Origin of the sequence: Paenisporosarcina sp. TG-14 (assembly GCF_000297555.1) — a bacterium.
Lineage (GTDB): Bacteria > Bacillota > Bacilli > Bacillales_A > Planococcaceae > Paenisporosarcina > Paenisporosarcina antarctica.
In genome coordinates this window covers 53349-68493 of the sequence record NZ_AMGD01000027.1, presented here as the reverse complement: position 1 = coordinate 68493, position 15145 = coordinate 53349, and the positions used below count along the sequence as shown (strand labels likewise).

The window sequence follows — 15145 nt, the reverse complement described above, 5'->3', positions numbered from 1 at the left end:
CCATATAAAAAACACCCCAAAAGTTAGATTTTTACTCTAACTTTTGGGGTGCAGCACCAATTGGCAGTCCTTTTTTCATTGATATATGCATTATTATCCTGAAAAGTAGGTTTTTCGTTGCTTAATTGACAAGTTTTTTGCAATAGAAGCTGTAATGTAACTAATTGAGTGCGAATAACATAACTACTTTAAAAATGAAATGGAGATGATATAGTGAATTTTATTAAACGAAAAATGTGAATGTTGAACCAAAAGACTCGAATAATTAACCTTTGAAACGCTTTCTAACCCTTTTTAGAGAGGTATATTGATTTCTTTGAAATTCCATTCACAATAGTATTGAAACAATATATTAATATCATAAAGGTGAACAAGGGAGGAAGAATCATCCAATATTGTTTCGTCATAAAAACTTCTCTGGAAATGGAAATCATACCTGAAAGCTCATATATGTTTAGTATTAATTCGCTAGATTGATATGTTGCACCTCCAACAAAAATGGATAGAATCCCTAAATGTACAAACATTTGAAGCACTTGTACAATATGTTGTGACCAGAGTAAAAGAATTTTTGGCCATAATTGAGGATTAATGTGTTTGATTAAAATCCAAATTAACGATCCCCCCATTACAACCGAACTTTGAACATATTCCTTTTTTAATGTTTCATTCATTTCATTCCCAATTGAACTGGTTGTTACCGGTAGAACAACGAAGGACATAATCAGAATTTGTAAAATCAATCGCTCCGTTAGTGTCGTTTCCCATACGCCAGTACTATTTATAAGTATCGGGATTAGTAAAATATATGTTAGTAGAGTTAATGGTAAAAAATGTATACCATCTGCAATGGAATTAATGGCTACTCTTAATTTATTGTTTAAATAAAACACATAAAGGATTGCAAATAAATAACCCGTTACAATTCGTATAGTTGCAATGATTAACGTGATTAGAATGGTATATTTGATACCTACTATTAATTGTTGAAGAATTGAATAGCCAAAAGGATCTGTTCCAAATAGAATATTTGAAGAAGGCGGGTGCGGTGCCATACTTTCCATTTCCCCTTCATCATTATATATATAATTGATTTGATCTATTTTATCGTTGAAAAAAATGAAATATAGAAAACTAGTTAATAAAAGCCCAAATACAATCAAAATTGGGATTATAATATTTAAATATTTAAATAAATTTATCCTTACTATTTTCAAGGTTTCTGATATTCCACGTCTTGATTCTTTTTTTCTAAAGATATTTATAGATTTAACTTGTTGAATATTCAACATAGATAAATTGAAGTTATTGAAAATCACATTTCTTTCTATTTGCTCCTTATCCACGATTCGTTCTGCTACTGCATAAACGAGGAAGAAGGGAGTGAAAATAGATAAAAGAATAAAGGTTGTACCACTAGGACTGAAATCAGCCTTCAAATAATAAAGAATCCCATTGATGCCAAAAAGGTATTCAATGATTAACAAGGAAGATAAACTGAGCCAAACAATTGATTTAGATTGGAAAAATAAACTTTTCAACACATTTGTAGTACAATGTTTCAGTAAAACTTCGAAATTACTTAACCCCTTAGACCTGGCTAACTCAACATATGATTTTCCCCACTCCTCTTCAAATAACAAGATAAAGAGCTTGAAAAGTAACAGAGTAGGTAGAATTGATAAGCAAAGAATAGGAGCGATATATACCAAGTTATCTCCCAAACTATAAAATTGCAAAATAAGAATATCAGTTTTTAAATAAACTTGAACAACTAAAATTTGAATAAGAAATATAAATGAAAAATCTGGGAATGACTCAAGAAATTTTGCTATGTGCAGAAGAATTTTTTTTATAAATCCCTTAGATAAAAGTGTAATAAATGACAGAACGAATGAACTTATAAGAGATAAAAGTAGAGAAGCAACCAAAATAAGCATTGAGTAAACATAAGGTCCTTTTAAATAAAAGCGATAGAAGCTGACTTGCCTCTCGGAAGGGTTAATGAAATCTTTTACGACCCCCAAGAAAGTTGTGAAAAGTAAATGGAGATCGAAGGAGCCGTTAAGTGTAAAGAGAATTGGTATACAGCTTATTAGAATGATTCCAATCACTCCTAATAAATATTTAAATAGCGTAATTGGTATTATCTTCAAAAATCCAGCTCCTTTACTATCAAATTAAGAATTCAGTAAATGTTGTTTTATAATTATTACTTAAGAAATTACCATCTCTCGTATTTCGATGTTGTTCTTAATTTATAAATAATCTTTATAAGTAAAGAATGAAACAAATAGTTATACCATAATATAAAAAGGAACTCAGGAAGATATACGATGTACTACATAATCGTTTTTCGAAACCCATTCTAATTCCAGTTTGACCCTGAATCTGAAAATCCATTATTAGAACTGATGACTTGTTTGTGAAAATGTTTAATCTTTTATTAGAAAAAGTTCCTCCACTTGTAATACGCGAGAATTTTCAAAAAAGTTTCAATTATCTTTAATTTGTGAATTTTACATAAAAATTCCGATTTTTTATTAAAAGATTAATACTATCCGCATAGCGAAAGTAAGACTGACAAGGTGTATTAATGAGAAGACATTATTTATAAACGATGACAGACACCAATAAAAAGTTATAAATTATCTCGGTCTAACTTTTAGGGTTCAGTACAATTTGCAGTGCTTTTTCATTTCTGACTTTCTCAAAGATCATTTTATTAATAATAGAAAATTGTCATTACAATAAAAATAATGAAAAAGTTGAATAAACCAGAAAAAGAAACGAAAGCAAATTAGCACCGCTAAAAGCGATGCTAATTTGCTTTCGTTTTTAATTACTGATTGAAGTTCTCATTAGAGTTTTACATCTCTGAAGAGAACCCGTCATTTTTAGGAAGTAGTCTTTATCTATTGTTCATTATTTAATTGGAAGTAAAAAATTAACCGCGATTTAAATGTAAAGAAGATGGAAAGTCTATTATAAAACCATCACGCAAAAAGGAGATTTTCCAAATGACCGAGTTCCCGATTATACATACAATTATTTGGGATGCCGTTTGGGCAATCCCAGTAATTATGATAGTGGTAATCGTACTCAAGGTGTTGTTGCCTATTTCTTCTAAACACATTCCAGTAAGTGCAACAATTATAGGAATGATCATTTCAATATTTATTAGTCATCCTCAGAATTTATCAGCCGGAATTTTTATGGGATTTTTTTATAGTGCCGCTGCAATAGGGACGTTTGCTTCATTAAAAACAACATTAAAAGCATACCGAAGTTAATCAAAAAAAGCCCAACGACGGACTAGCAGTTGCTAGTCATTCGTTGGGTTTTCGTTTTCTTCGTTGAACCACAAAGGGTCATCATTTTCGACTTCTCCGTTATAGTTAATCAATACTTCTTCTCCAGCTTTAATATCTTTGTAAGCAAAGAAATCAAAAGTATGATTGTCAAAATTAATATCATACATTGCATTTGGTTGGTACGAGTGATTAAATAACATGCCATATCCTAATACCAATGCAGTATGGTTTATGCCATATTCAAAAGCATAATCCGCTAAAAGCGTTTTCTCAACATGTTCATGTTGTTCATTTGGATAGGGGAGAACTGGCGCTTCGTGAATGAGTTCGCCTTTTTTGATATCACGTTTTGCAAAAACGCCACGATTTAATTCTCCGTCACTTAATGTAGATGTTTTGATTTCAATCATTAGGTTCACCTTCTCAATTCGATTGTTAATGTTATATATGACTTGCCGGAAGATATAGTAGCACAAAAATCATCCAGCAAGTTACAAGTATAACATGTGGAATCTTAATCGTAATCTTACAAGGGAAATAGTAACTATTATTCGTAAGGGTTCAGTCACATCTATTTTTCAGTCAAACCTTTAAAAATCGTGTCAATATTCCATTCCATCATTTTAATATACGTGTCACCATCTTCACCGGGCTTACCGATGGAGTCAGTAAAGACTTTACCGTAGATTGGAACTCCAGTTTCAGCAGACACGGTTTCCATACTACGAGGATCTATGCTCGTTTCAACAAATAATACAGCATCTTTTTTCGTATTAATAAAATCAACTACTGATTTCACTTGTTCTGGTGACCCTTGATTTTCAGAGTTGATTTCCCAAATATAGGCTGCTTCAAAGTCATAAGCTTCAGAGAAATATTTAAATGCTCCTTCGCTCGTAATTAAAAGACGTTGTGCTTTTGGAATTTCGTTATAACGTGTAACTGATTCCTGATGAAGAGTTTCAAGTTTTTCAATGTAGGCTTGAGTGTTCTTTTCATATACATCTGCATGTTCTGGATCAACTTTAATCAATCCATCTCTAGCATTCTCAGCATATTTAATTCCGTTACGAATATCTAACCATGCATGAGGGTCTACTTCAGATTCTTTCCCTTTAGTAGTCAAATATTTTGGTTGAACACCTTCACTCATCAGGAACACAGGTGAGTCTTTTTCGCCTTTGTTGGCAGTAAGTAATAGTTTTTCAAACCATGAGTTTCCTGCTTCTAAATTAAGTCCGTTGTAAAATACAGCATCCGCATCTGTTGTCAGTTGAACATCTTTTGGAAGCGGATCATATTCATGTGGATTAGAACCAACTGGAGCAAGGGTGTGAATTTCTACTCGATCTCCACCCACATTTTTAACAATATCGTAAACAATTGAATAAGTAGCAATGACTTGAATTTTTTCGTTAGGATCTTTTTCAGCATTTTCATCTTCTCTACCACATGCTGAAATAACTAGGAGCAATAGGATGCTCATGATGACTGTAAAATATTTTATGGATTTCATCTTAATCCTCCCAATAATTTATGATTGTGCATGCATTTCTCTTTTTCGTGCACTTTTAATCGTGCGCCATATTAAGCCTTGTTTTGGTGAAAATAAAAACGCAAGAATAAATAAAGCTGTGGCAGCAAGCACAATGGTTGCGCCTGAAGCTAAATTGTAGGTATAGCTAAAATACAATCCGAGTATGGCTGACAACACACCAATGCCAGCGGAGAGGTAGAGCATGACCCACAGTCGATCTGTTAATAAATACGCAGTTGATGCTGGCGTAATGAGCATCGCTACAACTAGAATAATGCCAACTGTTTGTAAAGAAGCTACTGTTACTAATGTTAGAAGTGCCATTAAGAAATAATGAATAACTTTAGTTGGTAATCCATATGCTGCTGCCATCGTTGGATCAAACGAACTAACAAGAAGTTCCTTATAAAAGACATAAATACTAACAAGAATGAAGATTCCGATGATTAGAGTTGACATCATTTCAGATGGACGTACGGCGAGTACATTTCCAAAAAGAATGTGATACAAATCTGTACTGCTTTTCATAAATGTAATAAGAATAATCCCAGATGCAAATGCAGCTGTGAACATGATACCAATTGAAACGTCATTCTTAATCCTACTATTATTACTAATGAAACCAATACCTAACGCTGTTATTAATCCAGTAAATACAGCTCCAAAAAAGAAGTTTATGCCCAAAATATAAGATAATGCCACACCAGGAAGCACGGCATGCGAGATTGCATCACCCATTAAAGCCATTCCTCTTAAAATGATAAAGCAACCAATTACCCCACAAATAATACCAACCATAATAGATGTAAGTAAGGCTTTTTGTAAAAACCCATATTGGATGAGGGCTTCAATAAAATTCATCATACTTTAACCTCATCTCCAATCAATGTAGGAAATTGATTTGTGTAAGCTCTACTTAAGACTTGTGGTTGAAATACTTTTTCAACGTCCCCATGATCGATTAGCTCTTTGTTTAACAAAATTAGTTCATTAAAGTAATCACTGGCTTTACTTAAATCATGATGAACAACGACTACTGTTTTTCCATTATCTCGAAGTTCTTTTAATATCGAGATAATTTTCTCCTCACTAGTGACATCAACACCTACGAACGGTTCATCAAGAAAATACATCTCAGGTTTCTGAGCCAATGCTCGAGCAAGGAATACTCTTTGCTGCTGTCCACCTGAAAGTTCTCCTATTTGACGTTTAGAAAGCTCAGCTATTCCTACTTTTTCTAAACACTCCATAGCTAATAACTTATGTTCTTTTTTAGGACGCTTAAAGATGCCCAAGTTTGGATAAGTACCGAGTAATACAGTATCAATAACTGTAATCGGAAAATCCCAGTCGATATTGCTTCGTTGAGGAACATAAGCAACTTTTGTTTTCATTTCCTTAATCGATTTACCTAGTATTTCAACTTTGCCGTTATCTTTTTTTATTAAATTTAATAAAACTTTTAACAAAGTCGATTTCCCTGCACCGTTTGGTCCAATAATTCCAACCAATTTACCTTCCTCAACTGTGAAACTGACATTCTTTAAAGCCTCGGTACCGTTATACGAAACAAATAAATCGTTAACGGCTATTGCTGTTGCCATAACTAATTCCTCCTAATTTAAAATCTATTGTTCAAATCATATTATTTTATATAAAATATTTCCCATCCGAAAAAAAGTTTCCTTAGAACAACTATATGCGAATAAAGTCGTTTAAGCAACAGCAATAAACTAAATATAATTATTATTAAGTTCTTAATTATTAATTATGTAAGTAATTAGTAAAAAGGTTTTTAAAATATTTACAGAAAAATAAAAGCATCATTATTAGTCCGACTCAATTGAATGGTGAGTTTCGTGTACAATCAAATAGGAAAAATAGTATAATTAATGGATAAAGTTTCTTTTAAAAATAAACATTAATTTTCCATTAATTAGATTTTTGTTTAATAGTTCTCTGGTTTAAATAATATGTTGTGAATGGAATGGAAGCTATCTGGTGAGAAAGTCGTTACGATCGATTTCTCGAACACCTCGGTGGTTGGCAAAAAGTAGTAGAAGCCACGACTATTTAAATGAAGGAGAGATGCATGATGCTTTCAGCAGGAGGACGTTCAAAAATTTTTCAAACTTTAAATACCTTTGAGTTTGATTTACTTATAATTGGTGGTGGAATCACTGGAGCTGGTATTGCTCTTGACGCAGTAACGAGAGGACTATCCGTTGCGTTAGTTGAAATGCAAGACTTTGCTGCAGGTACTTCTAGTCGTTCTACAAAACTCGTGCACGGTGGCCTTCGTTATTTAAAACAATTTGAAATACAATTGGTTGCTGAAGTGGGTAGAGAACGTGAAATCGTTTATGAAAATGCAGTTCATGTAACAGAGCCTGAATGGATGCTCTTACCGTTTCATAAAGGCGGTACATTTGGACCGATTTCAACGTCTGTTGGGCTTAGGGTGTATGATTTTTTAGCTGGAGTAAAACGTGCTGAACGACGTCAAATGTTATCAACTGGGGAAACGAAGAAAAAAGAGCCACTTCTAAAAACTGATGGACTTCGTGGTGCTGGTTACTACGTTGAATACCGAACGGATGATGCTCGTTTGACGATTGAAGTAATCAAAAAGGCGGCTGAAAAAGGTGCGGTTTGCGTAAACTATGTTAAAGCACAATCATTTGTCTACCAACAAGGTAAAATTATTGGAGTTGATGTAGTGGTTCAACTTTCTGGTGAAACTGCAACCATTCATGCCAAAAATGTTGTCAATGCGACGGGACCCTGGGTAGATAGTGTTCGTGCAAAGGATTCAATCGGAAATGGTAAACAACTTCGTATGACAAAAGGTGTTCATGTGGTAGTTAATCAATCAGTTTTCCCTTTAAAGCAAGCCGTTTACTTTGATACCCCTGATGGTCGAATGATGTTTGCGATACCTAGAAATGGTAAAGCATACGTTGGAACGACAGATACTTTTTATGGAGAAAATCCAAAAAATCCTGTTGCGACGAGTGAGGACGTCACATACATATTAGATGCAATTGCTTTTATGTTTCCTAGCATCAAATTAACTCAAGAGCAAGTAGAATCTACTTGGGCAGGTATCAGACCTCTTATCTATGAAAAAGGAAATAATCCGTCAGAGATTTCTCGTAAAGATGAAATCTGGGAGTCTGCAAGTGGACTTGTTACAATAGCTGGAGGTAAGTTAACTGGATACAGAAAAATGGCTGAATTGGTCGTTGAGCGTGTAAGGAAAAACGGCAGAGTCTCTTTTTTTGGACCTTCTGTTACGAAACATCTCCCATTGTCTGGCGGGGATTTTGGAGGTTCTAAATGTTTTACATCCTTTGTTGAAAAGAAAGCACTTGAAGGTGAAAAATTTGGCTTAACATATGATGAAGCTCAACATCTTGCATCCTTTTATGGAACGAATGTTGATAAATTATATAACTTTGCAGTTGTTCATAAAGACAATACTTATGGATTGCCGTTACCTATAGCTTCAAAGCTGGATTATGCCATCCAATATGAAATGGCATGTACTCCAGCTGATTTTTTTGTTCGGCGAACAGGTAATTTATATTTCAATATTGAAGAAGTACATGAATATAAAGAGCAAGTGTGTCAAATGATGAAATCACAACTTGGATATTCAGAAAACCAATTGGATTTTTATCGCTTTGATTTGGATAAACAAATTAAAGCAACAACATCATTTCGAGAGGAGAATTCTTGATGGCTAAAAGTATTCATTATATAAAAATGTCAGATGGTCATGAAATCTATACAGTAGTATATAAACCAGAGGATTCACCAATTGGACATGTTCATATATTACATGGCTTGGCAGAGCATATTGGACGTTATGAAGAGTTTGCTCAAGTTTTGGTGGAAAAAGGATATATGGTATCTGGGCATGACCATCGTGGGCATGGACAAACAGGAAAAAAACAAAGTCCACTCGGATTTTTTGCTAACAAGGATGGCTTTGAACGAGTGACGGAAGATGTAAGGGAAGTTTTGCAAGCTGTTCGTAAGGATATAACTTGTGAAAGTCCAATTCTTTTTGCCCACAGTATGGGCTCATTTATTGGGAGGCGCTATATCCAAAAATATGGTCAGTCTGTATCAAAAATTGTACTATCAGGAACGGATGGGCCAACAGGTTTAACTGGTAAAATAGGTAAACTTTTTGCGCAAGGATCTGCACTAGTCAAAGGAAAGCAAACTGAGAATCCTTTTCTAAATAAAATGACATTTGGTAATTTTAATGGAGCCTTTAAAGAATCGAAAACTGATTTCGATTGGTTAAGTTCTGATCAATCAGAAGTTCAAAAATATGTGGAGGATCCTTTGTGTGGGTTTGTTCCGAGTAACCAACTTTTTATCGATTTAATCAATGGACTCAGTATCATTCATGACAACAAAGAAATTGAGCGTATTCCAAAAAACATACCAATTCTACTGATAGCTGGAACAATAGACCCTGTCAGCAGAAACGGAAAAAAACTGTGGGTAGTTGCCAAACAATATAAAAAAGCAGGATTAACTAATATTACTGTGGTGTTAGTAGAAGATAAAAGGCATGAATTATTACACGAGATTGGAAAAGAAGATACTTTTAATCTCGTTATAAATTGGGTGGAAAAAAAATGATCAATATAGAAGTACTGGCAATAGTTGGACCTACTGCATCTGGAAAAACTGCGTTGTCCATAAAACTTGCGAAATTGTTGAATGGGGAAATTATTAATGGGGATTCTATGCAGGTATATAAAGGTCTTGATATTGGTACAGCAAAAATCACGCCTGAAGAGATGGAAGACGTTCCTCACCATTTACTAGATATAAAAGAGCCAACAGACTCTTTTTCAGTTGCTGAATACCAACAATTGGTTCGAGCCAAAATAGCTGAAATTCAAACAAGAGGAAAGTTGCCAATTCTCGTAGGGGGTACAGGACTATACGTACAATCAGTTTTATATGACTTTCAGTTTACGGAAGACCGTGTGGATGAAGCAGTTCGCGATGCATACTATGAGGAACTAAAAAAACTAGGACCTGAAGCAATGCATGAAAAGCTTCAACGAATTGATCCTCAAAGTGCAGCAGTGATTCATCCGAATAACACGCGTCGAGTTGTACGTGCTTTAGAAATTGCCGAGCACTCTGATACTACTAAATCGGCTAATCCTCAAAATCAAGGTCGTGAATCTATGTATCGGCATGTGGTTTTAGGTTTACATGTTGATCGAGAACAATTATATGAACGAATTAATATGCGAGTTAGTAATATGATTGAGCAGGGCTTAGTTAATGAAGCCAGGCAACTATGGGACGATGGAATTATAGATGTACAAGCAGTACAAGCAATAGGCTATAAAGAGATATACGCTTATTTTAGAAATGGTATTTCTTTAGAAGAAGCGGTTGAACAAATTAAACAAAATTCACGAAGATATGCAAAGCGTCAGCTCACTTACTTCCGCAATAAGTTTCCAATCACTTGGATTGAACCTAATGTCAACATGTCTGAATTACTTTCAATAATTAAAAATGAAATGCAGGAATCTGGTCATTAAAAGCGAATACTATCAAAAGTAATTAAATAAACGTACCACACATTTAGTTCATACAGGGGGAAGTACAATTATGAAACCAATGAATATTCAAGATGTTTGTTTAAATCAGTTTCGCAAAAATAGTATATTTGTTACTGTGTTTTTATTAAATGGTTTTCAGTTAAAAGGCATTATCAAATCCTATGATAACTTTACGGTGTTATTAGAGTCTGATGGTAAACAGCAACTCATTTATAAGCACGCCATTTCTACATTCGTACCAGCAAAATCAGTAGTAATAACAACGGATGAAACTTAACCAATAAATATGTCATTTGACAATATACCCACTGGGGTATATTATATTATTATAAACCACTTATTGGAGGAATAAAAAATGAAAACGATTCAACCTGAAAAATTACAAGAAAAGCTAGAGGCTAGTGAAAAAGTTCATATGATTGATGTTCGCGAAGCGGATGAAGTTGCTAAAGGTATAATACCTGGTGCAGAACATATTCCATTAGGATTAGTAGAATTCAAATACCAAGATTTAGATAAAACGAAGGAATACGTAATTATTTGTCGTTCTGGAGGACGTAGTGGAATGGCTTGTCAATTCCTAGAAGGTCAAGGGTTTGATGTAACGAACATGTCTGGCGGTATGTTAGACTGGCAAGGTGAAGTTGAACTATAGAAAAGTAGCAGATTAACTCGGAAGCCGAGTTAATCTGCTTTTTCTGTTTCAAGTAAAGAACGAAATGGCAAACGCCAATTATATAAGTAAGAGACAACTCGTAAGACTGTCATCATTACAAACAAAACATAGAGCGAAAGATCGTCTGTAGCAAGGTCTAAACCAATAACTAAACCAACAATAGCTGCCCACACTGCATACACTTCATTTTTAAGTACAAGTGGTTTCCGCCCGGCCAAGACATCACGAACGATCCCGCCTCCTGAACCTGTTAACACTGCCGCAACGACGGTTGCGCTTATAGGGAGTCCAAGGTGTACAGCGAATAACGCCCCTTGAATTGCAAATGCAGAAAGTCCGATTGCATCGAAGAATTTCCCCCAGCGATTCCAATGTTTTAATAATTTACGTGGGAATAAAAAGACAGCGGTAATTGCAAAAAGGGCAATTTGAAACATCATTTCTTGTTCCCATAGTGCTGATACGGGTACTCCTATTAATAAATTCCGAATTGCTCCTCCACCAAAGGCGGTCACAATTCCGAGTAAATATACACCGAACAAATCATATTCTTCTTCCATAGCAACAATTGCGCCTGAAACAGCAAATGCAATTGTACCAATAATGCTTAACACTTCCCAAGCCACTTGACACTCCTCCAAAATTCAATAGAACCGATATAATAATAGCAGATATATATGCTATTACAACTATTTTGGTTTACATTCTATTTAAATAGGTATGATAAGATAGAATAGGGAAATAGAAGAATTGAGGAATAAATTATGACGTTTCAATCAGTATTAACAACGAACTTATTAAATGAAGCAAAACATATTGAACAACTAGTGTCGGAGCAACATGAGACAGCCGATCATATTGCTTTCTTCAATCAAGAAAAAGTCATTACAGCATTTAGAAAACATCAAGTAAGTGATTTTCATTTACATCCTTCAAATGGATATGGCTATGATGACGAAGGAAGGGATAATTTAGAACGTGTGTATGCTGAAGTATTTGGATCTGAAGCTGCGCTTGTAAGACATCAAATAATTTCAGGAACACATGCAATAACCATCAGTTTATTTGGCGTGCTCCGACCTGGCGATGAATTACTATATATAACGGGCAAACCATATGACACATTACAAGCAATTGTTGATGGTGGAGAGCAAGACACCGGTTCTTTAAAAGACTTTAATATTTCATATCGACACATAGATTTACAAGATAACGGTGATGTTGATTGGGAAAAAGTAGAGCAAGCGATTACATCAAAAACAAAAGTGGTTGCCATTCAACGCTCAAAGGGATACGCTAATCGTCCTTCATTTACTGTTGATCAAATTAAACAAATGACAAAAAAAATTCGATCAATTAAACCACAAGCAATTATTTTCGTTGATAATTGTTATGGTGAGTTTGTAGAAAAGCTTGAACCAACGAATGTAGGGGTTGATTTAATGGCCGGTTCCCTTATTAAGAATCCTGGTGGGGGTCTTGCGAAAATGGGGGGATACATAACAGGTCAGAAAAAATTTGTTGATATGTGTGCTTATCGAATGACTTCACCGGGGATAGGTGGCGAGGCAGGTGCTTCCTTAAATACATTAGGAGATATGTATCAGGGCTTTTTCTTAGCGCCTCATGTCGTGGCACAAGCGGTTAAAGGAGCCATTTTCACATCGGCCATGCTCGAAAAAATAGGGATGAATACATCACCTCATTATCTTGAAAAGCGAACAGACTTAATACAGTCTGTATCATTCAAAACGGCACAACAAATGATACAATTTTGTCGGGCTATACAAGCTAATTCTCCAATAAATGCTCATTTTTCTCCAGAACCTGCATATATGCCGGGTTATAAGGACGATGTCATTATGGCAGCAGGAACTTTTGTTCAGGGATCAAGTATTGAATTAACCGCCGACGGACCATTACGTCCTCCTTATACAGCATACATCCAAGGGGGATTAACCTATGAACACGTTAAGTTCGCGATCCTCTCTGCTGTTCTTCAACTACAAAATAGTTCGCTCATTAAATAAGATGGATGTTTCTGATTTAAGGAATATTTTATGGTGTTAGGTAATATAACATATTGTTGACATGAAACCTTACATAAGGTAAGATAAGAATTGTGAAAGCGGAGGTGAGTCATGTGAGTCAACAACTAAGAAGAACGATGCCCTTGCTCCCAATTAGCATTGTCATGCAGCTCACAGAATTGACTGCCAGACAAATTCGCTATTATGAAGATCATGATTTAATTAACCCAGCACGTACAGATGGTAATCGACGGATGTTTTCATTAATTGATGTCGACACTTTACTTGAGATTAAAGATTTTCTTGAGCAAGGCATTAATATGGCTGGAATTAAAAAAATATTTGAAATGAAAAACCAGCCCCTCATCGCTGAAAAGAAAGCCCAGATGACAGACACGGAACTACGAAGTTTCTTGCGTGTTGAAATGCAACAGGCAGGAAGAATGCAAAAGGCTTCTTTAAGACAAGGTGATTTATCTCGTTTTTATCATTAAGCGGGCAATTATAAATTAAAATTATAGGAGAGTGACAAGAAGTGAGCAAGTACACTAAAGACGACATTCATAAGTTTGTAAAAGAACAAGAAGTTAATTTTATACGTTTACAATTCACAGATATTCTTGGAACGATTAAAAATGTTGAAATACCTGTAAGCCAGCTTGACAAAGCACTCGACGATAAAATGATGTTTGATGGTTCTTCAATTGAAGGATTCGTTCGCATTGAAGAGTCCGATATGTATTTAGTTCCAGACTTAAACACATGGGTTGTTTTCCCATGGATTACTGGAAAAGGGAAAGTAGCTCGTTTAATCTGTGACGTCAATAAAGCTGATGGTTCACCATTCAAAGGAGATCCACGCAGTAATTTAAAACGTGTTTTAAAAGAAATGAAAGAATTTGGTTTTACAGATTTTAATTTAGGACCTGAACCGGAATTCTTCTTATTCAAATTAGATGAACGTGGTGAACCAACACTGGAACTAAATGACACTGGTGGATATTTTGATTTAGCACCAATGGACTTAGGTGAAAATTGCCGTCGTGATATAGTTCTAGAATTAGAGGAAATGGGCTTTGAAATCGAAGCATCTCACCATGAAGTAGCTCCAGGACAACATGAAATTGATTTTAAATATGCAGATGCAGTGACAGCTTGTGATAATATACAAACATTTAAATTAGTAGTTAAAACTATTGCACGTAAACATGGTTTGCATGCTACATTTATGCCAAAACCATTATTCGGTGTCAATGGATCAGGAATGCATATGAACGTGTCGTTATTTAATGGTAAAGACAATGCGTTCTATGATGAGAATGCAGACTTGAAATTAAGCGAAACAGCTTATCAATTCATGGCAGGTATTTTGAAGCATGTTCAAGGGTTTACAGCAATTACGAATCCAACGGTTAATTCATACAAACGTTTAGTTCCAGGGTACGAAGCACCTTGTTACGTTGCATGGTCTGCACAAAACCGTAGTCCACTTATACGTATTCCGTCTTCTCGTGGAGTAAGTACTAGAGTAGAAGTTCGTTCAGTTGATCCAGCTGCTAATCCATATCTTGCGATGGCTGTAATCTTGAAAGCCGGACTTGATGGTATTAAAAATAAATTAACACCACCTCCAGCAGTTGACCGCAACATCTATGTTATGAACAAACAAGAGCGTCGTGCAAATGGGGTTGAAGATCTTCCAGCCGACTTATATGCTGCTTTAATAGAACTTGAAAAAAATGAAACAATTCGTGAAGCGTTAGGTGAGCATATTTATGCAAACTTCGTAGATTCCAAAGAAATTGAATGGGATATGTTTAGAACTTCTGTACACCCATGGGAACGCGAACAATATTTGAAAATGTATTAATATTTAAGGTAATTATATAGTTGTCAACACAAAACCCTACTTTTAAAGTAGGGTTTTGTGTTTTAAAAGAATAGATCTTTCTAGCTCGAAGGTGTATCTCAATCACCAA

The 15145-nt window shown here is 34.9% G+C and carries 15 protein-coding genes; 9 read left to right on the top strand and 6 right to left on the bottom strand.

Annotation, left to right across the window (positions count from 1 at the left end):
* Window positions 1–284: 284 nt before the first annotated feature.
* Window positions 285–1940 (bottom strand): ABC transporter permease subunit, encoded by a 1656-nt coding sequence (locus tag C406_RS0109780; protein ID WP_237740537.1) that lies wholly within the window; start codon window positions 1938–1940, stop codon window positions 285–287.
* Between the two features lie 1080 nt (window positions 1941–3020).
* On the opposite strand from C406_RS0109780, the gene C406_RS0109775 reads away from it, so the two are divergent.
* Window positions 3021–3293, top strand: a complete 273-nt coding sequence (locus tag C406_RS0109775; protein WP_017380436.1) for a hypothetical protein — start codon at window positions 3021–3023, stop codon at window positions 3291–3293.
* 32 nt (window positions 3294–3325) lie between these two features.
* Here C406_RS0109775 and C406_RS0109770 read toward each other — a convergent pair whose 3' ends face one another.
* The 4 genes from C406_RS0109770 to C406_RS0109755 all read right to left on the bottom strand — a co-directional run bounded on the left by C406_RS0109770 (window position 3326) and on the right by C406_RS0109755 (window position 6455).
* Window positions 3326–3724, bottom strand: coding sequence for an SET domain-containing protein (locus C406_RS0109770; RefSeq protein WP_017380435.1), 399 nt, complete (start codon window positions 3722–3724; stop codon window positions 3326–3328).
* A 161-nt stretch (window positions 3725–3885) separates the two neighbouring features.
* A complete protein-coding gene (locus C406_RS0109765; RefSeq protein WP_017380434.1) occupies window positions 3886–4830 on the bottom strand; it encodes a metal ABC transporter solute-binding protein, Zn/Mn family in 945 nt (314 codons plus the stop codon).
* Between the two features lie 18 nt (window positions 4831–4848).
* Complete coding sequence (locus C406_RS0109760) at window positions 4849–5712, bottom strand: metal ABC transporter permease (RefSeq protein ID WP_026045660.1); 864 nt, start codon at window positions 5710–5712, stop codon at window positions 4849–4851.
* Entirely contained in the window at window positions 5712–6455 is a 744-nt protein-coding gene (locus C406_RS0109755) for a metal ABC transporter ATP-binding protein (protein ID WP_017380432.1), read from the bottom strand. The genes C406_RS0109760 and C406_RS0109755 overlap by 1 nt, the downstream gene beginning before the upstream one ends.
* 488 nt (window positions 6456–6943) lie before the next feature.
* Here C406_RS0109755 and C406_RS0109750 point away from each other — a divergent pair, with 488 nt between their 5' ends.
* The 5 genes from C406_RS0109750 (at window position 6944) to C406_RS0109730 (ending at window position 11115) form a co-directional block, all read left to right on the top strand.
* A complete protein-coding gene (locus tag C406_RS0109750) occupies window positions 6944–8593 on the top strand; it encodes a glycerol-3-phosphate dehydrogenase/oxidase (protein WP_026045659.1) in 1650 nt (549 codons plus the stop codon).
* A complete protein-coding gene (locus C406_RS0109745; RefSeq protein ID WP_017380430.1) occupies window positions 8593–9513 on the top strand; it encodes an alpha/beta fold hydrolase in 921 nt (306 codons plus the stop codon). The genes C406_RS0109750 and C406_RS0109745 overlap by 1 nt, the downstream gene beginning before the upstream one ends.
* Window positions 9510–10439 carry a tRNA (adenosine(37)-N6)-dimethylallyltransferase MiaA gene (miaA, locus tag C406_RS0109740; RefSeq protein ID WP_017380429.1) on the top strand — a complete coding sequence of 310 codons (930 nt, stop codon included), beginning with the start codon at window positions 9510–9512 and terminating at the stop codon, window positions 10437–10439. The genes C406_RS0109745 and miaA overlap by 4 nt, the downstream gene beginning before the upstream one ends.
* 70 nt (window positions 10440–10509) lie before the next feature.
* A complete protein-coding gene (gene hfq, locus C406_RS0109735; RefSeq protein WP_017380428.1) occupies window positions 10510–10737 on the top strand; it encodes an RNA chaperone Hfq in 228 nt (75 codons plus the stop codon).
* A 78-nt stretch (window positions 10738–10815) separates the two neighbouring features.
* Complete coding sequence (locus C406_RS0109730; protein ID WP_017380427.1) at window positions 10816–11115, top strand: rhodanese-like domain-containing protein; 300 nt, start codon at window positions 10816–10818, stop codon at window positions 11113–11115.
* Between the two features lie 29 nt (window positions 11116–11144).
* Here the strand turns inward: C406_RS0109730 and C406_RS0109725 are convergent, their stop codons facing one another.
* A complete protein-coding gene (locus tag C406_RS0109725) occupies window positions 11145–11762 on the bottom strand; it encodes a trimeric intracellular cation channel family protein (protein WP_017380426.1) in 618 nt (205 codons plus the stop codon).
* A 138-nt stretch (window positions 11763–11900) separates the two neighbouring features.
* Between C406_RS0109725 and C406_RS0109720 the strand changes: the two genes are divergently transcribed.
* The 3 genes from C406_RS0109720 (at window position 11901) to glnA (ending at window position 15036) form a co-directional block, all read left to right on the top strand.
* Window positions 11901–13166, top strand: coding sequence for a methionine gamma-lyase family protein (locus C406_RS0109720; RefSeq protein ID WP_017380425.1), 1266 nt, complete (start codon window positions 11901–11903; stop codon window positions 13164–13166).
* Window positions 13167–13279: 113 nt separating this feature from the next.
* Window positions 13280–13660, top strand: a complete 381-nt coding sequence (locus tag C406_RS0109715; protein ID WP_017380424.1) for a MerR family transcriptional regulator — start codon at window positions 13280–13282, stop codon at window positions 13658–13660.
* A gap of 41 nt (window positions 13661–13701) precedes the next feature.
* On the top strand, window positions 13702–15036 hold the full coding sequence (gene glnA / locus C406_RS0109710) for a type I glutamate--ammonia ligase (RefSeq protein ID WP_017380423.1): 1335 nt from the start codon (window positions 13702–13704) through the stop codon (window positions 15034–15036).
* Window positions 15037–15145: the final 109 nt, after the last annotated feature.